Genomic DNA, 22,210 nt, shown 5'->3' on the forward strand with positions numbered 1-22,210 from the left:
CTTGGTTTTCAACAGGAATGAGTGAATCAGTTCGACCAAGTCGCCTGGATCGCCAGCAAGCCGGCTCCTACAGGCTCAGCGCAGCCCCTGTGGGAGCGAGCCTGCTCGCGAAGGCGTCAGTAAAACCACCACACAACTTAGAGGGAAATCGGCTTACGCCCCGCAAACGAATGCGCCAGCGTCCCGCCATCCACCAACTCCAGCTCGCCGCCCAGCGGCACGCCATGGGCGATGCGCGAAGCGATCAGGCCTTTGCTGCTGAGCAATTGGGCGATGTAGTGCGCAGTCGCCTCGCCTTCCACGGTCGGGTTGGTGGCGAGGATGACTTCGGTAAAGGTGCCCGCCTCCTCGATCCGCGCCATCAATTGCGGGATGCCGATGGCCTCCGGCCCCAGCCCGTCAAGCGGCGAAAGATGCCCCTTGAGCACGAAGTAGCGGCCACGGTAACCGGTCTGCTCAACGGCATAGACATCCATCGGCCCTTCCACAACGCACAGCAAGGTGTCGTCACGGCGGGTATCGGCGCATTGTGGGCAAAGGTCGTCTTCGGTCAGTGTGCGGCACTGACGGCAGTGACCGACCCCATCCATGGCCTGGTTCAGGGCCAGTGCCAGGCGCGAGCCGCCACTGCGATCACGCTCGAGCAACTGCAGCGCCATGCGCTGGGCGGTTTTCTGACCCACACCTGGCAAAACTCGCAGGGCGTCGATCAGTTGGCGAATCAAAGGGCTGAAGCTCATGGGGAAAAGTCCGACGAAAACAACGAGACGCGGTTTATACCCGCGCCTCTGTTGAGCGTCAATTCACAGCATCATTTACTCGTTGGGCGCGACCCGCACCACCAGCTTGCCAAAGTTGCGCCCCTCCAGCAGCCCGATGAACGCCTCGGGCGCCTGCTCCAGGCCATCGACTACGTCTTCGCGAAACTTCACCTTGCCATCACGTACCCACGGCGCCATCGCGCTGATGAACTCCGGCTGACGGTCACCGTAGTCGTCGAACACGATAAAGCCCTGGATTCGCACACGCTTGGTCAACAGCGTGCGCTGCAATAGCGGCAGGCGATCCGGGCCGCTCGGTGCTTCGCTCGCGTTGTAGGAAGCAATCAGGCCACAGAGCGGAATCCGCGCCTTGGGGTTGAGCAACGGCAACACGGCGTCGAACACCTTGCCACCGACATTCTCATAGTAGATGTCGATACCTTTGGGGCACGCCTGGGCAAGCTCGTCGACGAAATCCGGGCTCTTGTGGTCGATGCAGGCATCAAAGCCCAATTCCTCGATGACATAACGACATTTTTCCGCCCCGCCCGCCACGCCGACCACGCGCAGGCCCTTGATCTTCGCCACCTGGCCCACCACCGAACCGACGGCGCCAGAGGCCGCCGCGACCACCAGGGTCTCGCCTTCCTTGGGCTGGCCGATGTCCATCAAGCCCATGTAGGCGGTCATGCCCGGCATGCCCAGCACGCCCAGGGCCATGGAGGGGCTGGGCAGGCCCGAGGGCACTGGAATGATGCTGCGACCGTCATTGATGCTGTGGCTTTGCCATCCCGTGGCACCGACCACCAGGTCGCCTTCGTGGAACTTGGGATGCAGAGAACGCTCAACCCGGCTGACAGCACCACCGGTCATCACTTCGCCGATTTCCACCGGCGCGGCATAAGACGGCGCGTCACTCATGCGCCCGCGCATGTAGGGGTCCAGCGACAAATAGAGGGTCTTGAGCAGCACCTGGCCCTCGGCCAGGTCGGGCAGCGCGACCCGCTCCATCCGGAAGTTCTCCGGCGTCGGTGCGCCGACAGGGCGCGAGGCCAGGACGATACGTTGGTTGAGGGTCGTGGGGTCGGACATGTCAGCGTCTCCTGTGATCGATGAATTCGGGGGTATAGGGAGCAGACCGTTGTGAGGGTTTGGCGTTCGATGTTTCTGTCCCGCCCTGATCGTTCCCACGCGCACCAAAGGAATGCAGCCCGGGACGCTCCGCGTCCCTTTCTGAAGCTGGAACGCGGAGCATCCCTTTAGGCATTCCTTTGCGGCGCGTGGGAACGATCATTGTGGGGCGGAAACAAAAATGCCAGGCGCGATGCCTGGCATTTTTTGTAGCTCATCCAACGCGCAAAGGCGAATCAGAATGGCAGTTTCATGCCCGGTGGCAGTTGCATGCCAGCGGTCATGCTGCCCATTTTGTCCTGGCTGTTGGCTTCGATCTTGCGCACGGCGTCGTTGACGGCCGCGGCGAACACCGCTTCGAGCATTTCCTTGTCATCTTCGCTCAGGCCTTCGACCAGGCTTGGGTCGATGGTCACGCGCTTGACGTCGTGACGACCGGTCATCACCACGGTGACCATGTCGCCACCGGCTTTACCGGTGACTTCGGCGTTGGCCAGCTCTTCCTGCATCTTGGCCATTTTTTCCTGCATCTGCTGCGCCTGCTTCATCAGGCCGGCCATGCCACCTTTCATCATGGGAATCACCTCAAAAGTACTTGGATTAAACGACGCCCAACCCGTGCGGGCGAGCGCCTTCAGTTATTAGCCCTGACTGGCCAGGGCCTCGACAGGTTCAATAGTATCGTTACGGATCACCGCACCGAACTGCTGCATCATTTGCTGGATGAACGGATCACCGTGGATCGACTCCTCGGCCTCGCGCTGACGGTCGGCACGCCGACGGGACGCCGCCTGGGCCGGGGTTTCCTGCTCGGGCTTGATCAGCTCCATGGTCAGGGTCAGGGTCCGCCCGTGGTACTGGTTCAACGCTTCGTTGAGACGACGTTGTTGAGTGGCGTTGAACAAGGCGCTGTGGGCCGGGTCCAGGTGCAACAACCAATTGTCGCCATCGACCGCGACCAGCGTGCAGTTGGCGGCGATGCTGCCAGTCATGCCGGAAATCGGCAGGTTCGGGAACAGCTCCAGCCATTGCAGGGCCAGGCCCGTGGCCGGCGCTGCGGCGGGCTCAGGCTCTGGCTCCGCGGCAGGCTCGGCGGTGTGTTCGCTGGCCAGTTCGTCGAGGTAGCTGTAGGCCGAGTCCATGTCTGGCTCGATATAGTCTTCGTCCAGCGGCGGCTCGTCATCCAGGTCCATGCCCGGGGTAGCGGCATCGACTTGCGCCACCGTCGGTTCCGGAATGGGCGCGGCGGCCCACTCCGGCGCGTCCGGTACCACGCTGTCCGGGGTCGGCAACGGCATGGGCGGCAACTCAGGCTGCTCGCTGGCGGTTTCCAGCACCGGCTCGACAGCTGGCTGTTGAACGGCTTCTGGCTCGACCGGGTCGTTCCATGGCAGGTCGACCACTTCCTCGACCACGACCGCCTCGACCACCGGCTGAGGCTGAGGCTGAGGCTGAGGCTGAGGCTGAGGCTGAGGCTCAGGTACGGCAACGACCGGCGCAGGAGTCGCAGGCACCGCCGCGACAGGTGCAACGGGTGCAGCGACGACCTTTGCTACGACCGGCGTGGCAGCCACTGATTTGGCGGAATCAACCGTGGCCTGGCTGATCCCCACTGGCTTTAGCGGTTGCCTCGGCGCGTCCGTGGTGTCGGCGGGCCGGAATGCCAGCATGCGCAACAGCACCATTTCAAAGCCGCCGCGGGGATCCGGCGCCAGCGGCAGGTCGCGGCGGCCGATCAGGCCCATCTGGTAATAGAACTGCACGTCTTCGGCCGGCAACGCATGGGCCAGGGCCAGCACCCGGTCTCGGTCGCCATGACCGTTGTCGACGCCTTCCGGCAAGGCCTGGGCAATGGCAACCCGGTGCAGCACATTGAGGATTTCCGAGAGCACGCCGTTCCAGTCCGGGCCTTGTTCAGCCAGGTGGCGGACCGCTTCGAGCAGGGCCTTGGCGTCGCCCTCGATCAGCGCATGCAGGACGTCATACACCTGGCCGTGATCAAGGGTGCCGAGCATCGCCCGAACGTCCGCGGCCATGACCTTGCCTTCACCGAAGGCAATCGCCTGGTCGGTGAGGCTCATGGCATCGCGCATCGAACCGTCGGCGGCGCGACCGAGCAACCACAGTGCGTCGTCTTCGAACGGCACGTTCTCGACACTCAGCACGTGGCTCAAATGCTCGACGACCCGTTCCGGGGTCATGTTCTTCAAGGAGAACTGCAGGCAACGCGAAAGAATCGTTGCAGGAAGTTTCTGCGGATCAGTGGTGGCCAGGATGAACTTGACGTAGGGTGGCGGCTCTTCGAGGGTTTTCAGCAGCGCATTGAAAGAATGGCTGGAGAGCATGTGCACTTCGTCGATCAGGTAGACCTTGAAACGCCCGCGGCTGGGGGCGTACTGCACGTTGTCGAGCAACTCGCGGGTGTCTTCGACCTTGGTGCGGCTGGCGGCGTCGATCTCGATCAGGTCGACGAAGCGGCCTTCATCGATCTCGCGGCATACCGAACACTCGCCACAGGGCGTTGAAGTGATACCCGTTTCACAGTTCAGGCATTTGGCTATGATCCGCGCGATAGTGGTCTTGCCGACCCCTCGCGTACCGGTAAACAGGTAGGCGTGGTGCAGCCGCTGGCTGTCCAAGGCATTGATCAGAGCCTTGAGCACATGGGTCTGGCCGACCATTTCGCGGAACGAGCGCGGACGCCATTTACGTGCAAGAACCTGATAACTCATCGAAAACCGTCGCAGCGAAGGAAGCAGAAGCGGCTAATGCTAGCGGAGCAAGGCACAAATTGCATCCGGTGCGCTCGTCTAATCTGGCTAAGCTGCATTTTGCGGGCTTTTTGCGTCAAAAGTTAGCGGAGCGTTTATGCGGTTAGCCTGGGGGGCACTGCTGTTGTTAAGCCTGGACGGGGCGGCCGCTGATGCGCCGTTGCGCTTCGTGGTGCCTGACAGCTGGGCGATGCCGATGGTGCAACTTGAACGTGGCCGGCCGACCCCGGGCATCCTGTATGACGTGATGCTCAGCCTCGCGACCCAGGTCGGCGTGCCGGCGCAGTTCCACGTATTGCCCCGCGGCCGGGTGCAAAACGCCATGGAAACGGGCGAGGTCGACATACGCTGCTACGCCGCGCAGTCCTGGACGCCAAACCAGTCCGGCGACTATATCTGGAGCATTCCGCTCTGGACTCAACCCGACTTGCTGGTCAGCCGTCCCGATGCGATCACCTCCGTCACGCCGACACACTTGCCCCATCAATCGATCGGGACGGTCCTGGGCTACAGCTACCCAACCCTGCAACCCCTGTTCGACGCCAACCGGCTGTATCGCGACGATGCCCGCAACCAGGAACAGGTGCTGGAGAAGCTGCATGCCGGGCGCAACCGCTATGCGGTCAGCAACCAATGGACCCTTGACTGGTTCAACCAGCGTCTGTTGCCGCAGCAGCAACTGCAAAGCGTGGCGCTCCTGCAGGAGCAACGCGTCGGCTGCTACGTGCGCAACGACCCCAAGGTGCCGGTGCAGCGCATTCTACGCACCCTGCTGCGCATGAAGATGTCTGGCGAGATCGATGACATCATTGCCCTTTATGTCGGAGGCAAGACTGAACCCAGGCCATGACCTTGTGCGGTGGGATCTGCCGCCTGCCATTGCGCCGGTGCGACAAAACCCGCGACCCAGCCCGGCACGTCGTCGGCAGGCATCGGCTGCGCAATGAAATCGCCCTGGGCCACCTCGCACCCCAGGCGCAACAGCAACTCACCGTGCTCGATACTTTCCAGCCCCTCGGCGATCACCTGGCGGCCAAATGCCCGGGCCAGGCCGATCACGGCCGTGGTCAATGCCAGGTCATCGCCATCATGAAGAATGTCGCGCACAAAGGACTTGTCGATCTTGATGGTCTGGGTGCGCAGACGTTTGAGGTGACTCAGGGATGAGTAGCCGGTGCCGAAATCCCCCAGCGAAAACTGCACCCCCAACGCCTGGCAAGCCCGTAAACAGGCACTGACATGCTGGATGTTCTCGACCGCGACCGACTCGACGATTTCCAGGTCAAGCCGCTGCGGGGCGACTCGCTCGTGCCGCGCCAACAGGTTTTTGAGGCGCTCGACGAAATCCGCCCGCTGAAAATGCCGCGCCGCGATATTGATGCTCACCGGCCAGTCATGCCCGGCCTGGCGCCATTGATCCAGCTGCGCCAACACCCGGTCCAGCACCCACTCACCGATATCGATGATCAGGTCCGTCTCCTCCACCTGAGGCAAAAAATCCCGGGCAGGCACCAAGCCGATTTGCGGGTGCTCCCAGCGTAACACTGCCGCGAAGCCAACGACTTGGCCACGGCGCATGTTGACCTTGGGCTGGAACTGCAGGCGCAGCTCCCCGGCATCCAGCGCCTGACGCACCCGCTCGACCGTCTCGTGAGTGGCCTTGACTTCGCGGTCGCGGCTCACGTCGAATAAATGAAAGCGCTTGCGACCGCTCTGCTTGGCCACGTACATGGCCTGATCGGCATGACGCAGCAAGGTCCCGGCATCTTCGTTATCGTAAGGGAACAGCGTGACGCCAATGCTGGCAAACACATTGATGTCCTTGCCGTGCAGTGAGTACGGTGCCGATATCGCCCCCAGTATCCGGTTCAGCGCGGCCCGCAATTTCGGCAAGTCATGGACGTAGCGCAACACCAGGACGAACTCGTCGCCGGCCAGCCGCGCGACCACATCCTCGCCACGCACGACGTTGCGCAGGCGCTTGGCCACCTCCACCAGCAACAGATCGCCGGTGGCGTGCCCGTAGCCGTCATTGATCGCCTTGAAGCCGTCGAGATCGAGCATGCACACCGCCAACGGAATGCTCTCCTGCCGGGAGAACTCCAACGCCTGATCGAGCAGATCCGAGAGAAATGCACGATTGGGCAGCCCGGTCAGCACGTCATGACCGACCCGCCATTGCAGGGAATGCAGGAGCTGGCGTTTTTCGCTGATGTCAAAGCGAATCGACAGATACCGCTCTACCCGCCCGGTGGCAGTCTCGATCACCGGCACCATGGTGCTTTCGACCCAATACAGGCTGCCATCCTTGGCACGATTGCAGATCTCGCCCTTCCAGATTTGACCCCGGGAGATGGTGCGCCACATGTCGACGAAGAAGTCAGTGGCGTGCATGCCAGAGTTGAGCATGCGATGATTTTGCCCAAGCAACTCTTCGCGGCTGTAGCCGGACACTGCGCAAAACTGATCATTGACGTGGGTGATCCGGCCGCCCAGGTCGGTCTCGGAAAAAATCGCGGCGGCATCCACCGCCCTGCGGTATTTCTCATCCATGAGTCAGGCTCGTTGTCGCCGGCGGTGGAACCCGTTCAAGGCAGCAACACCGATGCTGGTAATATTCGGCAAGGCTTCAAATGGCTCTCGGCGCCTTGCGTGAACGCGCAATAGTGGCTTTTTCACATCGTTCCATAATCTGAAACAAGCTCACTCAATACCGCTTTTGGGCGGCGATTCTACGAAATGCATCACATTTTGCAAAGCAAGGTGATGGATCATGCAGTTGTCTAATGCAAAATCTATCGTTAAGTTCTTGATTCTAAATGGGAATTGAGCGATGCACATTTCAAGTTTGGGTCCAGCCATCCGGCGGTACCGCAAGGTCGCGGGGCTTACTCAGGCTGAACTTGGCGAAAGAACCGGTTTTGACCCCAAAACCATCAGCCGCTTCGAAACCGGTACCTATACCCCCAGCGTGGACGCACTGTTCATGTTTGCCAATGTGCTGGGGGTGAAGCTGAAAGCCTTTTTCGCCGACCCTGGTGACGAGGACGAACAACGGGCGTACCTGTTCGATGTCATACATAAAGCCCCCCCAAAGGATCTGGGAAAGCTGATTGCAGCGGTTGACCAGGCCTTGTCCAAGCCTTAGAGCCAGCAAGAACGGTGATCGACGTGTCGCGCCCGACAGGTCGAGCTCCTTTTCCATGTCGCCACCAAATCGCAGACGACAAAAATACGCAATGGACAGGCGCCATGGCAGTACAGGAAACAGGTTTGATTGATTACGCGAGAGAGGGTCTCGCGGTTCGTTAAGGTGGTAACCCCACCAGCCACACCCCGGCACACAATGTCACCGCTGCGGCTGCTCCCTTCCAGGCCTGACCGGGTTCACGGCTGATCGTTGCGGGGGGACCGATGGGGTCACCATAACGACGCTCACCTGACGGCGAGCCGCGCCATTGTACCTATCTGGGACGAAGTTACAACCGTTCGAGTGGATTAAAAAAAATGAGCTGGGTCAAGGACATGCAAGGGGCTTGAAAAGCTTGACGGCGTACATATCCATTCCTGCGGTAACAGCCACATAGGGTTTCGCTTTTACAGCGAGACACCGAAAGAGCCTGTAGGAGCGAGCATGCTCGCGATGGAGGTCAACGATGACGCGGGGAGTCTGGCACCCCGCGGTGCTCTCAGGTTTTTCGTCGGAATGCCGCCCGGAGCATGCTCGCTCCTACAGGGCGCGGTACTCTTGCGTGATTCGCCTATCTACAATTCCCAATCGGCCTTGGCAATCTGCAACCCATGCAACCCCTGGTACGCCGCACGCTCCGGCTGACTCCAACCCTCAAGCAACGCATCATCCAGTCGATACACCTCCACCCCTAACGGCCGGCACACGCTGAGCGGGTCCTGCGCATCCGGTCCCCACATGGCCAGCGACAAATCACCTCCGGGGCAGGTCGACAGCGCGCAGAGCAGATCGATTTCGGCAAAGAACTCCAGGTAATCGCCCTTCTGCGCCGGACAGGCCTTCATGAAATACATATCGTCGTGGTTCAGCCCCGTGCACTGGAAAATATTCAGCACGTCATGCACGTCGAATTCGGTCAGGCCGTGAGGCAGTACCGCACGGGTCAGGTTGGAATGACAGTGATGGTGAAAGTCCTCGCCGGTGAGCATCTTGTTCACGTACGGATCGCAGCGGGTACCCAGCAAGTCGTGCAGGCGCCCGCCGTGTTCGTCGATACCGTACGCGGCGAGGCTGTCATCGGTGATGGTCACCAGCGGCCGCAGGAATGGCAGGTTCGACCAGAGCCTGTCGTGGGTGCTGACGTGCGCGCCCTGCAACTGCCGGGTCCGCGCCGCCCATAAGCGCTCGCGTGGATCGTTGGCGTTCCAGACATTGAAATCCCCCACCTGCGGCCCGACCGGCGTGGTCACGCGAAACACGTGCCCGGCCGGCACCGTCCAGGCACGGCCGGTGCGGATCGGCACTTCGAATGACTCAATCAGGGTACGTCCGTCCTTCGCGTCGCGAACCCGCTCGTAGAAAGCCTTGTCCACCTGTAAGGCCGAACCTTTGCTGACTTGATAAGCCGCCGGATAGTCTTTGTACATGGCACACACCCTCGATCATTGATGGGAAGCAGTGGCAAACAATTGCGACAGCAGATGTTCGGAATCATCGAGATACAGGCACATGGCGTCTTCGGCGCCACGCTTGTCGCCCTCGGCGAGCAACTCATGGATTTGCCGATCGCGAGCCAGCCAGGGCGCCTGGAAACGTGCTTCATCGGGGGCGCTGCAGAACACCAGGCGCAATTGCGCGACGACGTTGGTGAAGAACGCGTCAAACAAAGGACTGCGCATCAACCCGACAATGTGTTGGTGAAAGGCCAGGCCATGGGTGCCGACGGCGCGCCAATCCTCGCGCTCCCGGGCCAACTCGGCGGCTTCCAGGGCCTCGAGCATGCGGTCGGACTCATACTCGCGCAGGGGCCGGCTGGCACTGATGGCCTGCAACTCGAGCGTGCGGCGAACCCGGAACAGGTCCCGCACATCCTCAATCCCCAGCCGGCGCACCATGACTCCCTTGTTGCGCACATAGCGGGTCAAGCCCTCCTGCCCCAAGCGGTGCAAGGCTTCCCGAATGGTGTTGCGTGAAGCGTTATAGGCGCACACCAGGTCGCTTTCCACCAGGGACATGCCCGGTAGCAATCGCCCACCAATGATGTCGCCGCGTAACTCCAGTGTGATCTGATCGGCCAATGACAGCCCGCTGTTCATCCTCACTACCCCCGGATTGTTCAACAATCGTTGGTGAATGAGTAATCACTATTCGTGCCATATTTCATTGGGGTTCGATCAAGTTCGACGCATCTGCATGCTTTTTAGAAATAGAAGTACAGTCACCATCCAATTTTCATTGGTTAATATGGCGCATTGATGTGGAGAGATCAGATGCGTTATTCGCAGGACCATAAAGCCCAGACACACCAACGCATCATCAAGGAAGCTTCCGTGCGCTTTCGCCGTGACGGCATCGGCGCGACCGGCCTGCAACCACTGATGAAGGCGCTGGGCTTGACCCACGGGGGCTTTTATTCACACTTCAAGTCCAAGGACGAACTGGTGGAAAAAGCGCTGCAGGCCGCCGGGGAGCAAGTGGACGTCATCTGCGCCGAGCTGTTTTCCCAGGACCGCCCGCTGGAGGCATTCATCAACGCCTACCTGTCTGAATGGCACCAGACCTCGCCCCACGAAGGCTGCCCACTGCCAACCATATCCTCGGAACTCGGCATGCGCGGCCAGCCAAGCCCTACATCAGACGCGGTGCTTCATGCGCGACTTCGCCAGATCCAGGGCACCCTCGAGGGCGAAAACATTGAGCGACGCAGCATTGTCATCATGTCCACTCTGATCGGCGCGCTGCTGCTATCGCGCAGCGTCGAGAACCCCGAGCTGGCTGCCGAGATCCTCGAGGTGACACGCACCCACCTTATTCAGCCTGACAACTAGCCAACCCAGCGCTTGAATAGCACGCTGGCATTCACCCCGCCAAACCCGAACCCGTTGGACAGCGCGTACTCGATCGCCATGGGTCGCGCCTGGCCGCGGACAATGTCCACGCCCTCGCTGGCCGGGTCCGGATTGTCGAGATTAAGGGTCGCCGGCACGATCTGGTCCCGGATCGCCAGCAAAGTGAAAATGGCTTCGATCCCGCCAGCAGCACCGAGCAAGTGCCCGGTGGCCGATTTGGTCGAGGTCACTGCAATGCCGTTTTGCGAACCGAACAGCGCCTTGATGGCTGCCAACTCCCCCAGGTCGCCCACGGGTGTCGAAGTGGCGTGCGCATTCAGATGCTGGACCTGCTCCGGTAAAACCCCGGCCTGAGCCAATGCCAATGACATGGCCCGGCGTGCGCCGCTGCCATCCTCAGGTCCCGCGGTCAGGTGATAGGCGTCGGCAGTCGTGCCATAACCGACCACCTCTGCCAGGGGTTGAGCACCACGGGCCAAGGCATGCTCCAGGGATTCGACCACCAGCAGGCCGGCCCCTTCCCCCATGACAAAGCCGTCGCGGTCGCGATCGAACGGACGCGAAGCGCGCTCCGGGGTGTCGTTGAAAGCGCTGGACAAGGCACGCGCCGCCGCAAAGCCGGCAAGACTGACCCGATCGATCGCCGCCTCCGCACCTCCACACACTGCAATATCCGCCTCGCCGCTACGAATCAATCGCACCGCATCGCCAATCGCCTGGACGCCGGCCGCACAGGCCGTGACCGGCGCGCCCAGCGGGCCCTTGAAGCCATGCTCGATCGACACATGCCCCGCCGCCAGATTGACCAGGAACGAAGGAATGGTGAACGGCGACAAACGTCGCGGCCCACGGCTGTCCGTGGTACGCACCGCATCGGCAATCGCCCCGAAACCACCCACGCCGGACCCAATGATGGTTGCCGTACGCTCCTGGGCCTGCGCTGTTTGTGCCTGCCACCCCGCCTGCTCGATCGCCTGACGCGCCGCCTCCATGGCAAACAGGATGAACCGATCCATCTTCTTCTGTTCTTTGGGCGCCGTTGCCCGATCCGGATCAAAACCCGCCTCCGGGTCCTGCGCAACGGTTTGCACCGCCCCGCCGACCTTGGCCGGCAGATCCGCCACCACCTCATCCGGCAAATTGCGCAACCCGGAACGTCCAGCCAACAAGCGCGCCCAGACCGCCTCCACGCCGCTACCCAGCGGAGACACCAGCCCCATGCCTGTCACTACCACTCGACGATCACTCATACCGCCACCACCTCACACCGGTTCGCCCGCGTCATTTGTAACGCGCAGCCGCCTTGCTTTTGGAAAGATTAGGCGCCATGACCAGACGCGCCGCCACAAATGCATCCCAGTCGCCAGCATCCGGCAACGAAGGAATGGTCACCAACTCACCCTGATCCAGCCCCGCCAGCGCCGCATCGACCATCTCCCCCGCCTCCATCACCATATCCTCCGGAATCTGCGAAGCATCGATACCCGAACGCTCCCAGATCTCCGTGCGAGTAACCCCTGGCAACACAGCCTGGACCTTGACACCGGTGCCGTCGAGTTCGGCGTTCAACGACTGGGTCAAACTCAACACATAAGCCTTGCTCGCGCTGTACGTCGCATTAAACCGCTCGGGAAACAACGCCACCACCGATGCAATATTGATAATCGTGCCCCGACCCGACTTGGCAAAACTCGCCGCCGCTGCCGACGCCAAACGCGTGACCGCCGTGATATTCAACTGAATCATGCGCTCCAGCTGGTCCAGATCGGCATTGGCCAACAACCCATCCGCCGCTATCCCCGCATTGTTCAGCAACAGACTGATACTCGAATCACTGCGCAGACGCTGCTCAAGCTTTAGCACGTCATCCTTCTGCGTCAAATCCGCCTTCAACACCTCAACCTGAACACCATGGGCATCACGCAACGCACTCGCCGCCGCTTCAAGCCGACCTTGATCACGGGCGACCAACAACAAATCAAAACCACGCGCAGCCAAACGCTGCGCGTAGACCGCACCGATGCCGGAGGAAGCGCCGGTGACGAGGGCTGTGCCTTGGGACTGGATGGAAGTCATGATGAATGCTCCTGGGAGATGCCAGAGGAAAAGATACGCGCCAAGGTTGTCAGCGCGCCGACATGGAAATCGTATTTATTATAGCCATAATTTAAGCATCATATGATAGTCGTAATTTTTTGCTCGGCGACGAAAGGCAAAACCGCTCACCCTCCGCCAGATGGCAAAAAGGCCGGTCAATGACCGGCCTTCAAACGCAGATTTACAAGCTTAGTTCACCTGAAGCTTCTCGCGATTCTTATCCAGGAGCGCCTTGCCGAACCCCTTCACCTCGAGCAACTCCTCGGTGGAGGCAAACGGCCCATTAGCTTCACGATACGCAACAATCGCCTTGGCCTTGGCCTCCCCCACACCGGACAACTCACGCTGCAAGGTCGGCGCATCAGCCTTATTGAGATTCACCTTGCCTGATTGCACACCCGCCGAAGCCTCCATAGCCACCGGAGCCTTGGATGCCTCCGGCTTGCCCGCAGGCGCTGCATTGGCGGTGATAGAAGCACTGGTGAGCAGGGCAAAAACCAGGGAGTAGAAATAGCCTGTACGCATAAGTGACGCTCCATGACATCGGTTGGGGAAGCAGCTTTTCCGCAGCTGCTTCCTCAAGTTAGGCGATGTGGGGAGGGTGTCAAAAATGTGTCTGTTGCGGGATGTTAAACAATTGTATGCGGATCAATGAACCCCATATTTTAAAAGTGGGCGTATAGCTGTCTTGGTATTCGCGGTGTGCAGTTCCACGACAGCAAGGCTTCGAAGTCTTCTATTGCGGCGGTTTGTGGCAACGGTTCAAGTGCGTGGCGCAGCCACGCATAGGGCTCTTGGCCGTTGGCTTTAGCCGTCTAGACCAAACTGTAAAGTTGAGCGCTGGCCGTCGCACCTTCGGGCGTGTCGCTGAACAGCCAGTTCTTGCGCCCGATCACGAAGTGCCTGATCGCAAGCTCTGCCGCATTGTTGTCGATCGGCAAAAAGCCAGCTTCGGTGTAGCGCACAAGTTTGTCCCAGTTGCTGGCCAGATAACTGATGGCTTTTCCCAGCGCGTTTTGCGCCGTCACTTGAGGCTGCGTTTTCTCCAACCAGGCGTGTAACTGCGCCAGCAGAGGCAGACTGTTTTGACATGTACATCGTAGCAGCGAAAGCGGCGATCAATCTTTCTCATTCCCATCTAGGGCTTTGCCGCGGCGGACTTGCAGCACCTTCGATATGGTGTTGCGAAAGTGATTATCGACTACTCCCAATAGCCGTTTGCCTGGCTCCTCAGGCCTGCCACTGAATGACGTCACATGGAAGTAGTCGTCATCGTCCGGAGAAATCTTCGAGAAGTAGTAGTTAGATACGCAGCAGCGCGGAGTTTCGACAACAACTTTGCTCACGGAATGCCACGAATCGCGGTTGGTTTCCATTACCACCAAACGGTTGAATTTTGAGACGATGGTTTTCTGCTTTTTTACCTTGCTGTCCCACAGCTCAAAGTTACCTCCATTCTCCAGTTTCCAGTCCGGGGTGACGTAATAAAGAAGGTTCAGCCGCCGGTATAGGCCGCGACCGCCGTCGTGGCTGTTATCGATATGCGGGTTTAGGAAGTTCTCCTTGAACATCATCGATAGACCGCCGGCATAGAGAGACGGATCCGGAACGATGCTAGCCACGCCTAACAGTTCAGCCACTTTGCCAACAACCTCGGTGCTCTGCATGGCGTAAGTAATTTCACGTAGGATTTGCGGGCGGTCTGCTAAATTCGCTAGAGTTTTCTTCTTCTCGCGGAACGACTGCTGATCCAGGAAGCCGTCGGCGTTTCGCGGGTAGGCGGCATAGATGGCTCGGGCTATTTCTTCAGGCAGAAGACCGTCGATAACGAAATGACGAGTATGGGTTCCTTGTGGGTTGTTCCATTGGTCCAAGATATCTTCCCGATAGTCCTCAAGGCGATCGACAATGAGGGCTGTTATTTCTTTGACGTTCACTTCGACTCCTAACTGACGGACTTGTTATCAGCCTGGCCAGTATTTGGGATGTGTGTAGGGCCTACTATTCGCGATGAATGATGGCAATCCTCATCAAAAATTGTCAAATATAAATAGCGAGAAGCTTCGTTTTAGCAACGGGGCGTGTACTTTTGCGTGGCTTTTGCTCATTAATCGCGCTCAAACGTGCTCAACGTGGTCCTGTCGCGAGCGGATGTCTGCCCTTGGGAGCTCTGAGAAAACTCCCTGATTTTGGCAAAATACCCAGACTCCACCCGCCGGGTTTTCCGATGACGCAAATGACTTACGCCGATGCCGAGTACGCTGGCAAACGCAAGCAGACCCGTAAAGAGTTATTCCTGATCGAGATGGATCGGGCGGTGCCATGGAAGGGTTTGATTACTTTGATCGAGCGGCACTACCCAAAGGGTGATGGTGATCGTCCGGCGTATCCACTGATGGCTATGCTACGTGTCCATCTGATGCAAAACTGGTTCGGCTACAGCGATCCAATGAGGAAGAGGCACTGTACGAGACGACTATTCTGCGTCAGTTTACTGGGCTGAGCCTGGGCGCGTTCCCGACGAAACCACCATCCTCAACTTCCGTCGCCTGCTGAAAAAACACGAGTTGGCGGCGGGGGTTCTGGGCGTGATCAATGGTTATCTGGGTGATCGCGGCTTGTCGTTGCACCAGAATCGTAGATGCCACGCTGATTCATGCGCCGAGTTCGACCAAGAACCAGGACGGCAGCGCGCCCCGGAAATGCACCAGGCCTAGAAAGGCAATCAATGGTATTCGGCATGAAGGCCCCTATCGGTGTAGATGACGAGTCGGGGGTGGTGCATAGCGTGGTGGGCACAGCGGCCAATGTGGCCGATGTCACGCAGGTAGATAAGCTGTTGCACTGCGACGAAAACGTGGTTTGTGCCGACGCCGGCTATACCGGCGTGGAGAAGCGTCCCGAGCATGAAGGTCGCGAGGTCATCTGGCAGATCGCGGCACGGCGCAGCACCTACCAGAAACCGGGCAAGCGCAGCGTCCTGTACAAAGCCAAACGCAAGATCGAAAGTAACTGCTCCACAAACCCCACATTCAAAGCCGCAATTTGATGCCTGATGCTGTGCTCCCGATTTCTTTCAGAAGCCAGCGGCCATGATGCGCCCAGATACAAAAGTCGAAAAAATCTACCTCTACCCTAAACCCGTAGACTTTCGAAAATCCATCGACGGCCTAGCCGCCCACTGGTGGAGCTGGATATCAAAGTGGCGGTGTTCGGTCCGGTGCTTTTCGTCTTTTTCAACAAACCCCCGCAATGGAGTGATAATTTTGTATTGGGAACGCAACGGCTTTTGCCTTTGGCTCAAACGCCTTGAATCCGAACGCTTCAAAACATCGCCCGATCACACCGACGAAGCCATCGTGCTGACTGTCCAGGAGCTGAACTGGCAGCTCGATGGTTTTGATCTTTGGCGCAACCGTCCTCGTCAAGTTTTGACGCCGCGATTCGTAGCCTGATTCGGTATAATCCAGAGCATGAATTCCTTGCCCGAAAATCTTCCAGATGATCCCGTTCTGCTCAAGCAAATGCTTGGGCAGATGCTGGACGAGCGTCAGTTGGATAAGGAAAGATTGTTCGGCTAGAAGAACAGAATGCCCTCCTGCTTCAGCGTCTGTTCGGACGTAAGTCCGAGCAAACAGCTGATGCGGCAACGCAGCAACTGGCCCTCTTCAATGAAGTAGAAAGCGTCGTAGAGCCGTAAGCGTTCCATGAACCCCACATTCAAAGCGCTTAGCTGATGCCGGATGCTGTGCTCCCGATTACCTCAGGAGCCAGCTCGCCATGATGCGTCCCGACGCCAAAGTCGAAAAAGTCTATCTCTACCCCAAGCCCGTGGACTTCAGAAAGTCCATTGATGGCCTCGCTGCGCTGGTCGAGCTGGACATAAAAGTGGCGGTGTTCGATCCCGTGCTCTTCGTCTTTCTCAACAAGCCCCGCAACCGCGTGAAGATTTTGTATTGGGAGCGCAACGGCTTCTGCCTTTGGCTTAAGCGCTTGGAGTCCGAGCGATTCAAAACTTCGCCTGATCTCAGCGATGAAGTGATCGTTCTGACCGTCCAGGAATTGAATTGGCTGCTCGACGGTTTTGACCTGTGGCGCAACCGCCCTCACCAGGTTTTGACCCTGCGCTACGTAGCCTGATCCGGTATAATCCGGGCCATGATTTCCCTGCCCGATGATCTTCCTGATGACCCCGTTTTGCTCAAGCAGATGCTGCTTGAGGCACTCAATCGCCAGGAAGAAGTTGCCCAGGCTTATCAGGCTCACATCGTTGACCTGAAAGGACAGATCAAGCTGTTGCGCGACCGCTTGTTCGGGCGTAAGTCTGAGCAGACAGCGGAGCCCAATACGCCGCAACTTGCACTGTTCAATGAGCCCGAAAGCGAGCCGATGCCATTGATCGGCGACGCTGAAGAAGAAGTCGTTTCCCCGCTGCCGCGCCGAGGCAAGCGTAAGGCATTGTCGGCTGAGCTGCCGCGTGTCGAGGTCATCCACGAACTGCCCGAGCACGAACTGACCTGTGCCTGCGGTTGCCGCAAGCACGTGATCAGCGAACAGCTGGATATCGTGCCGATGCAGATCCGTGTCATCAAACATATCCGCAAGGTTTACGGTTGCCGTGGCTGCGAAACGGCACCGGTCACCGCCGACAAACCGGCTCAACTGATCGAAAAGAGCATGGCCAGCCCAAGCGTTCTGGCCATGTTGCTGACAGTACGTCGATGGCTTGCCGCTGCATCGTTTCGAGACGGTGTTAAGTCGACACGGTATCGATATACCAAGGCAAACACTGGCGCGCTGGGTGATGCAGTGCAGCGAACACTTTCAGCCACTGCTGAACTTAATGCGCGACCGATTACTGGAAAGCCCGGTGATCCACTGCGATGAAACCCGTGTTCAAGTATTGAAAGAGCCAGGTCGAGACCCGACCAGCCAATCCTGGATGTGGGTACAAGCCAGCGGCCCGCCAGATCGCAAAGTCGTGTTGTTCGAGTACACGTCCAGCCGTGCGCAGGAGGTTCCGTTGCGTCTGCTGGAAAGTTATCGCGGCTATGTGATGACCGATGATTACGCGGGCTATAACGCCTTGGCGTTGCAACCGGGGGTTGAACGGCTGGCCTGCATGGCCCATGCGCGCCGCAAGTTTGTCGAGGCTCAGAAAGTGCAGCCGAAGGGCAAGACGGGACGTGCCGATATCGCCCTAACAATGATCAACAAGCTGTATGGCATCGAGCGCGAGCTCAAGGACGGCGATGATGAACAGCGTTTAATCGGCCGTCAGCAAAAGAGCGTACCGATCCTGGCTCAGTTGAAAAGCTGGTTGGAGAAAACGCAGCCCCAAGTCACGCCACAAAGTGTGCTGGGTAAGGCCATTAATTATCTGGCCAGCAACTGGAGCCGGCTGGAGCGTTATGTAGAAGCCGGTTTTTTACCTATCGACAACAATGCGGCCGAAAGGGCGATAAAACCGTTCGTTATCGGTCGTAAGGCGTGGCTGTTTAGCGACACGCCCAAAGGCGCTACCGCCAGTGCTCAGATCTACAGCTTGGTGGAGACCGCCAAGGTCAACGGCCAAGAGCCTTATACGTGGCTACGCCACGTACTGGAGCAGTTACCACATGCGCAGTCGGTGGCGGACTATGAAGCACTGCTGCCGTGGAACTGTTCGCCAGAGATACGACGTTAAGCCTGACCCTATCGTGGGTGGTTGGATCGTACGCTATCGAGACCTTTCGATATCCTTTGCTGTACCGCCAAATCCACCCAACACGTAATAGATTCGGGACGTTTTTTGGGCGTCCAAAGCCCTGTAAAAACAGAAAATCCTACCCCCGGTACAAAAATAGTCCTACCCCCGGTACAGGTCCAAAATGGCTCACATGAGCACAGAAAGGGCGTACTTCTGCATTTCCGTGGCATTTGTAGGGCATTTAAATACCACAGAAATAGGGCCCATCTTTTGTGCCACCTGAAATACCTGGCCTTGGCATTTTTGTGCCACTGAAATAACCAAACTTTGGCATTTTTGTGCCACTAAAATAGCTAAACATTGGCATTATTATGCCAGCAAAATGTTGGGTGAGCTATTTATGTGCCACAGGTAGAGAAATATGGGACACCGCGTCTGGGATCAGGTGGTGACTTTGAATGTGGGGTTCATGGAGCGCTTACAGTGAAGCTCCATGCCGTCGTTTGAGAAAGCAGCTTTTCCGACGCTGCTCTCCAAACTTAGGCTATGGAATCGGACTGTCAAAAACGCGTACGTTACCGGATATGAAACAATCAGGGTTCAAGGCGGCGCTGCTGGTAAATCCAGTCGACAATCTCACCGTCGGGGGTATAGCCGCTGACAGTGTCGCGCAACAACTGACGGACGCGGACATAGTCGTCCTGATCCACAGCGGCCAGCAACTCGGCCAGCTTGACCTTCAGTACATCCCAGGATAGATGATCCTCGTTGGCCGTCATGATCATCGGATGCTGAGTGGCCGCCACGTTGTCACCAATCAGCAGCTCTTCGTAAAGCTTCTCACCCGGACGCAGCCCGGTGAACTCGATAGCTATGTCTCCATGCAAGTTCTTTTCCGAGCGCACGCTCAGGCCGGACAAATGGATCATCTTCTCGGCCAGTTCGACTATCCTCACGGGTTCGCCCATGTCAAGAACGAAAACATCACCACCCTGCCCCAAGGAGCCCGCCTGAATTACCAACTGCGCCGCTTCGGGGATGGTCATGAAGTATCGAGTGATCTTCGGGTGCGTAACGGTCAGCGGCCCCCCCGACTTGATCTGTTTGTGAAACAAAGGAATCACCGAACCCGACGATCCCAGGACGTTACCAAAACGCACCATCGTGAAACGCGTTTTGTTCACACGCGAAACATTGCTCGTATCGCCGAACAATACCGGAGCCAACTCACGACTCAGCGCTTGCAACGTCAGCTCGGCAAGGCGCTTGGTGCTACCCATGACATTGGTAGGTCGCACGGCCTTGTCCGTCGAAATCAAGACGAAGTTGGCCGCTCCAGCCTGAAGTGCGGCCTGGGCCGTATTAAGCGTGCCTATCACATTATTGAGCACACCTTCGGCAATGTTGTGTTCGACCATAGGGACATGCTTGTAGGCGGCGGCGTGATACACCGTGTCTACTCGCCAGCTTTTCATGACATCCAGCAACTTGTCCGGGTTACGAACCGACCCAAGAATCGGCAAAAGACGGATGGATAGCGACTCTCGAGCGACCCGCTGCTCCAATTCGGACAAGATGGAGTAAAGATTGAACTCACTGTGCTCGAACAGTAGAAGCGTTGTCGGGCGTAGCGCGAGAATTTGCCGACAAAGCTCGGAGCCAATGGAGCCCCCCGCGCCTGTGACCAACACCGATTGCCCCGTGATGCAATGTTCGAGCAAATCAGCCTGGGCCGGGACCGCGTCACGGCCGAGCAGGTCGGCAATATCTACTTCCTGGATATCGTCGACCTTGACCCGGCCACTGGCCAGGTCCATGAAACCGGGGACGCTTCGAACGTGCAACGGAAAGCCTTCGAGAAACCCGAGAATCTCGCGACGTCGTCCACGGTTGGACGACGGAATGGCAAGGAGAATTTCCTGAGCACCCGTGTTGTCGATCATCTGATGGATGTCCTTGGGCTTGTACACCTGCAATCCGGAGATCACCCGGTCGGCGATGCCGCAGTCGTCATCGATAAAGGCCACTGGCCGCATGACACGCCCCATCCGCAAGGCGGCAACGAGTTGATTGCCCGCCGCCCCCGCGCCGTAAATAGCCACTTTCGGCAGGCCGTCATCCCGACTGGTGAACGGGACGTGCTGGGCAGCGCTGAACCAGTCCCCCATAAAGTACTGACGCATGGCCAGGCGCAGCCCGCCGATCATGATCAGGCTCAACCACCAATAGTTGAAAATGATCGAACGAGGAACGACGTTTTGATGATTGCTGGACCAGTACACCACAATGCCGAGTATCAAGGACGACAGTGTCACCGCCTTGATAATGGCAATGAGCGCGTCATTTCCAAAGTAGCGCATGACCGCACGGTACATGCCAAAGCGGACGAAAAGAGGAATGGCGATGACAGGTGTACTGACAAAAAGCCAGAAATGCTGAGTGAACGGGTTGACTAACTCGTCCAGCCCAAGTCGCACCACAAACGCCATCCACAGGGCAAACCAGACTAACGAAATATCAGTCAGGACCTGCAGAATGCGTTTATGTCGCCTTGGCAGACTTAACAACTTTGCCCGAATCTTATCCATAACCCCTCTTAATACCTCTCGAAGCTTCTAGCATTGATACAGCAACTACAGCTTTCGGTAACTCACTTACCGACAAAGCAATACTCAAAAACCAATGCACCCATCACGCCTTGCCTGCGATTTCCAACTCGCCTGCGTGAAACTTGAAGGCCAGCAACACCAGAGGTACATAGGCCAGGACTAATCCTGCCACGCCATCGAGATATTGCATGACGACCAATATAGCCACTGGTACTAACCACAACAAATTGATCGCAGCTACTGCCAGCGTGACCGCCCGATGGCTGCCATATTTTCGTGAAGCATACTGGTATCCGTGGCTGCGATGGGCCTCATAAACCTTATCCCCTCTCAACAGCCGACGAATGAGGGTAAAGGTGGCATCAACAATAAAGACGCCCAACAAGACGAGCCAAGCCCAGAGAAACAGTGGATTCGACCATGCGGCATGAAGCGACATCACTGCCAACACTATGCCCAGGAAACCACTGCCCGCATCGCCCATGAAAATCTTCGCTGGCGGGAAATTCCAGACAAGGAAACCCGATACGGCCATCGCTAGCACAAGCGGAGCAATGGCAAGGCTGGTCTTGCCTGCAATCCAGTAGACCAGGCAAGCACCGGCACAGGCGCAAATCGCCTCGACGCTGGCCAAGCCATCAATACCATCCATGAAGTTGTAGAGGTTGAGCATCCAGACCAGATAGAACGCTCCGATGACATAACCGAACCAGCCGAGACTGAACTCGTGACCGAACAGATTGATCGGCGCCATCCCCCCAATCCAGATCAATGCCCAGATGGCACCACCGAAATGCGCTAGCAGGCGCCAACGCGCGGCAATGTGCCCATGGTCGTCGAGAAAACCTATGATCGCGATCCAGCCGCCGGCTCCCAGCAGAGCCAGCGCCATCGGCCAGACGACAGCATCTGTCCAGGCCAGTACAGGCAGTGTAATCAGAAAGTTCAGGACAATGGCCACACCACCGCCCCGAGGGGTCGGGACCGAGTGTGAACTACGCGCATTAGGAATATCTATCAAGCTGCGTGCCAACGCGTATTTGCGCAATGCACCTGTGCCCAAGAATGAAACACCCACCACCAACGCCAACAACCATATTGTGTTCAAAGGTC

At 58.2% G+C, this 22,210-nt stretch carries 20 protein-coding genes, 1 other RNA gene and 3 pseudogenes; 9 read left to right on the plus strand and 15 right to left on the minus strand.

All coding sequences use genetic code 11. From position 1 onward, the window contains the following. Positions 1–137 precede the first annotated feature (137 nt). From recR to dnaX, 4 genes are all read right to left on the minus strand, one after another. Complete coding sequence (gene recR, locus CGA21_RS14230) at positions 138–740, minus strand: recombination mediator RecR (RefSeq protein ID WP_020800658.1); 603 nt, start codon at positions 738–740, stop codon at positions 138–140. Between the two features lie 75 nt (positions 741–815). Next, positions 816–1,853 (minus strand): NADP-dependent oxidoreductase, encoded by a 1,038-nt coding sequence (locus CGA21_RS14235; RefSeq protein WP_188264405.1) that lies wholly within the window; start codon positions 1,851–1,853, stop codon positions 816–818. A gap of 275 nt (positions 1,854–2,128) precedes the next feature. Next, a complete protein-coding gene (locus tag CGA21_RS14240) occupies positions 2,129–2,467 on the minus strand; it encodes a YbaB/EbfC family nucleoid-associated protein (RefSeq protein ID WP_007933349.1) in 339 nt (112 codons plus the stop codon). A 66-nt stretch (positions 2,468–2,533) separates the two neighbouring features. Then, positions 2,534–4,624: a DNA polymerase III subunit gamma/tau gene (gene dnaX / locus CGA21_RS14245; RefSeq protein ID WP_188264406.1), complete on the minus strand. Its 2,091-nt coding sequence runs from the start codon at positions 4,622–4,624 to the stop codon at positions 2,534–2,536. 136 nt (positions 4,625–4,760) lie between these two features. Between dnaX and CGA21_RS14250 the strand changes: the two genes are divergently transcribed. After that, positions 4,761–5,513 carry a substrate-binding periplasmic protein gene (locus CGA21_RS14250; protein WP_188264407.1) on the plus strand — a complete coding sequence of 251 codons (753 nt, stop codon included), beginning with the start codon at positions 4,761–4,763 and terminating at the stop codon, positions 5,511–5,513. Here CGA21_RS14250 and CGA21_RS14255 read toward each other — a convergent pair. Then, on the minus strand, positions 5,480–7,216 hold the full coding sequence (locus CGA21_RS14255; protein WP_188264408.1) for a putative bifunctional diguanylate cyclase/phosphodiesterase: 1,737 nt from the start codon (positions 7,214–7,216) through the stop codon (positions 5,480–5,482). The two genes, CGA21_RS14250 and CGA21_RS14255, sit on opposite strands and share 34 nt — an antisense overlap. A 280-nt stretch (positions 7,217–7,496) precedes the next feature. Between CGA21_RS14255 and CGA21_RS14260 the strand changes: the two genes are divergently transcribed. After that, on the plus strand, positions 7,497–7,811 hold the full coding sequence (locus CGA21_RS14260; protein ID WP_020800653.1) for a helix-turn-helix domain-containing protein: 315 nt from the start codon (positions 7,497–7,499) through the stop codon (positions 7,809–7,811). A gap of 172 nt (positions 7,812–7,983) precedes the next feature. On the opposite strand, the gene ffs is transcribed toward CGA21_RS14260, so the two are convergent. The 3 genes from ffs to CGA21_RS14275 form a co-directional block, all read right to left on the minus strand. Beyond that, an RNA gene (gene ffs / locus CGA21_RS14265) (signal recognition particle sRNA small type) lies at positions 7,984–8,080 on the minus strand. Between the two features lie 348 nt (positions 8,081–8,428). Continuing rightward, positions 8,429–9,280, minus strand: coding sequence for an urea carboxylase-associated family protein (locus CGA21_RS14270; RefSeq protein WP_151141130.1), 852 nt, complete (start codon positions 9,278–9,280; stop codon positions 8,429–8,431). Between the two features lie 15 nt (positions 9,281–9,295). Next, positions 9,296–9,949 (minus strand): GntR family transcriptional regulator, encoded by a 654-nt coding sequence (locus tag CGA21_RS14275; protein ID WP_188264409.1) that lies wholly within the window; start codon positions 9,947–9,949, stop codon positions 9,296–9,298. 174 nt (positions 9,950–10,123) lie between these two features. Between CGA21_RS14275 and CGA21_RS14280 the strand changes: the two genes are divergently transcribed. Continuing rightward, on the plus strand, positions 10,124–10,681 hold the full coding sequence (locus CGA21_RS14280; protein ID WP_188264410.1) for a TetR/AcrR family transcriptional regulator: 558 nt from the start codon (positions 10,124–10,126) through the stop codon (positions 10,679–10,681). Here CGA21_RS14280 and fabF read toward each other — a convergent pair. From fabF to CGA21_RS30245, 5 genes and pseudogenes are all read right to left on the minus strand, one after another. After that, the gene (gene fabF, locus CGA21_RS14285) at positions 10,678–11,952 is read right to left on the minus strand and encodes a beta-ketoacyl-ACP synthase II (protein WP_188264411.1); all 1,275 of its coding nucleotides are present in this window, start codon (positions 11,950–11,952) and stop codon (positions 10,678–10,680) included. The two genes, CGA21_RS14280 and fabF, sit on opposite strands and share 4 nt — an antisense overlap. Before the next feature lie 31 nt (positions 11,953–11,983). Then, positions 11,984–12,778, minus strand: a complete 795-nt coding sequence (locus CGA21_RS14290) for an SDR family NAD(P)-dependent oxidoreductase (protein ID WP_188264412.1) — start codon at positions 12,776–12,778, stop codon at positions 11,984–11,986. Positions 12,779–12,988: 210 nt separating this feature from the next. Further along, positions 12,989–13,324 (minus strand): ComEA family DNA-binding protein, encoded by a 336-nt coding sequence (locus tag CGA21_RS14295; RefSeq protein ID WP_188264413.1) that lies wholly within the window; start codon positions 13,322–13,324, stop codon positions 12,989–12,991. A gap of 140 nt (positions 13,325–13,464) precedes the next feature. Further along, positions 13,465–13,887: pseudogene (locus tag CGA21_RS14300) on the minus strand (IS66 family transposase); the annotation flags it as partial. 30 nt (positions 13,888–13,917) lie between these two features. After that, positions 13,918–14,736, minus strand: coding sequence for a 2OG-Fe(II) oxygenase (locus tag CGA21_RS30245; protein WP_188264414.1), 819 nt, complete (start codon positions 14,734–14,736; stop codon positions 13,918–13,920). A 299-nt stretch (positions 14,737–15,035) separates the two neighbouring features. Between CGA21_RS30245 and CGA21_RS30135 the strand changes: the two genes are divergently transcribed. From CGA21_RS30135 to tnpC, 6 genes and pseudogenes are all read left to right on the plus strand, one after another. Continuing rightward, a complete protein-coding gene (locus CGA21_RS30135; protein ID WP_262927131.1) occupies positions 15,036–15,302 on the plus strand; it encodes a transposase in 267 nt (88 codons plus the stop codon). Positions 15,303–15,539: 237 nt separating this feature from the next. Continuing rightward, positions 15,540–15,848 (plus strand): transposase, encoded by a 309-nt coding sequence (locus tag CGA21_RS30140; protein ID WP_262927132.1) that lies wholly within the window; start codon positions 15,540–15,542, stop codon positions 15,846–15,848. 43 nt (positions 15,849–15,891) lie between these two features. Then, on the plus strand, positions 15,892–16,254 hold the full coding sequence (gene tnpB / locus CGA21_RS14315) for an IS66 family insertion sequence element accessory protein TnpB (RefSeq protein WP_188264415.1): 363 nt from the start codon (positions 15,892–15,894) through the stop codon (positions 16,252–16,254). Positions 16,255–16,272: 18 nt separating this feature from the next. Further along, positions 16,273–16,484: pseudogene (locus CGA21_RS14320) on the plus strand (IS66 family transposase); the annotation flags it as partial. A 95-nt stretch (positions 16,485–16,579) separates the two neighbouring features. Then, the gene (tnpB, locus tag CGA21_RS14325; protein WP_223194134.1) at positions 16,580–16,939 is read left to right on the plus strand and encodes an IS66 family insertion sequence element accessory protein TnpB; all 360 of its coding nucleotides are present in this window, start codon (positions 16,580–16,582) and stop codon (positions 16,937–16,939) included. 18 nt (positions 16,940–16,957) lie between these two features. Next, positions 16,958–18,485 (plus strand): annotated as a pseudogene (gene tnpC, locus CGA21_RS14330) (IS66 family transposase). Positions 18,486–19,081: 596 nt separating this feature from the next. Here tnpC and CGA21_RS14335 read toward each other — a convergent pair. Further along, positions 19,082–21,076 (minus strand): polysaccharide biosynthesis protein, encoded by a 1,995-nt coding sequence (locus CGA21_RS14335; RefSeq protein WP_188264416.1) that lies wholly within the window; start codon positions 21,074–21,076, stop codon positions 19,082–19,084. A 103-nt stretch (positions 21,077–21,179) separates the two neighbouring features. Continuing rightward, entirely contained in the window at positions 21,180–22,205 is a 1,026-nt protein-coding gene (locus tag CGA21_RS14340; protein WP_188264417.1) for an MraY family glycosyltransferase, read from the minus strand. Between the last annotated feature and the right edge of the window lie 5 nt (positions 22,206–22,210).

This window comes from Pseudomonas sp. PSB11, assembly GCF_014596605.1.
In the GTDB taxonomy this organism is placed as follows: Bacteria; Pseudomonadota; Gammaproteobacteria; order Pseudomonadales; family Pseudomonadaceae; genus Aquipseudomonas; species Aquipseudomonas umsongensis.

Bases quoted from the DNA above. Each gene is read 5' to 3' on its own strand.
- tnpB (WP_223194134.1), top strand. From the start codon at position 16,580: ATGATGCGTCCCGACGCCAAAGTCGAAAAAGTCTATCTCTACCCCAAG.
- recR (WP_020800658.1), bottom strand. From the start codon at position 740: ATGAGCTTCAGCCCTTTGATTCGCCAACTGATCGACGCCCTGCGAGTT.
- CGA21_RS14255 (WP_188264408.1), bottom strand. From the start codon at position 7,216: ATGGATGAGAAATACCGCAGGGCGGTGGATGCCGCCGCGATTTTTTCC.
- CGA21_RS14235 (WP_188264405.1), bottom strand. From the start codon at position 1,853: ATGTCCGACCCCACGACCCTCAACCAACGTATCGTCCTGGCCTCGCGC.
- CGA21_RS14280 (WP_188264410.1), top strand. From the start codon at position 10,124: ATGCGTTATTCGCAGGACCATAAAGCCCAGACACACCAACGCATCATC.
- CGA21_RS14240 (WP_007933349.1), bottom strand. From the start codon at position 2,467: ATGATGAAAGGTGGCATGGCCGGCCTGATGAAGCAGGCGCAGCAGATG.
- CGA21_RS14295 (WP_188264413.1), bottom strand. From the start codon at position 13,324: ATGCGTACAGGCTATTTCTACTCCCTGGTTTTTGCCCTGCTCACCAGT.
- CGA21_RS30135 (WP_262927131.1), top strand. From the start codon at position 15,036: ATGACTTACGCCGATGCCGAGTACGCTGGCAAACGCAAGCAGACCCGT.
- CGA21_RS14290 (WP_188264412.1), bottom strand. From the start codon at position 12,778: ATGACTTCCATCCAGTCCCAAGGCACAGCCCTCGTCACCGGCGCTTCC.
- CGA21_RS14250 (WP_188264407.1), top strand. From the start codon at position 4,761: ATGCGGTTAGCCTGGGGGGCACTGCTGTTGTTAAGCCTGGACGGGGCG.
- dnaX (WP_188264406.1), bottom strand. From the start codon at position 4,624: ATGAGTTATCAGGTTCTTGCACGTAAATGGCGTCCGCGCTCGTTCCGC.
- CGA21_RS14260 (WP_020800653.1), top strand. From the start codon at position 7,497: ATGCACATTTCAAGTTTGGGTCCAGCCATCCGGCGGTACCGCAAGGTC.
- CGA21_RS14270 (WP_151141130.1), bottom strand. From the start codon at position 9,280: ATGTACAAAGACTATCCGGCGGCTTATCAAGTCAGCAAAGGTTCGGCC.
- CGA21_RS30140 (WP_262927132.1), top strand. From the start codon at position 15,540: ATGAAGGCCCCTATCGGTGTAGATGACGAGTCGGGGGTGGTGCATAGC.
- fabF (WP_188264411.1), bottom strand. From the start codon at position 11,952: ATGAGTGATCGTCGAGTGGTAGTGACAGGCATGGGGCTGGTGTCTCCG.
- CGA21_RS14275 (WP_188264409.1), bottom strand. From the start codon at position 9,949: ATGAACAGCGGGCTGTCATTGGCCGATCAGATCACACTGGAGTTACGC.
- tnpB (WP_188264415.1), top strand. From the start codon at position 15,892: ATGATGCGCCCAGATACAAAAGTCGAAAAAATCTACCTCTACCCTAAA.
- CGA21_RS14335 (WP_188264416.1), bottom strand. From the start codon at position 21,076: ATGGATAAGATTCGGGCAAAGTTGTTAAGTCTGCCAAGGCGACATAAA.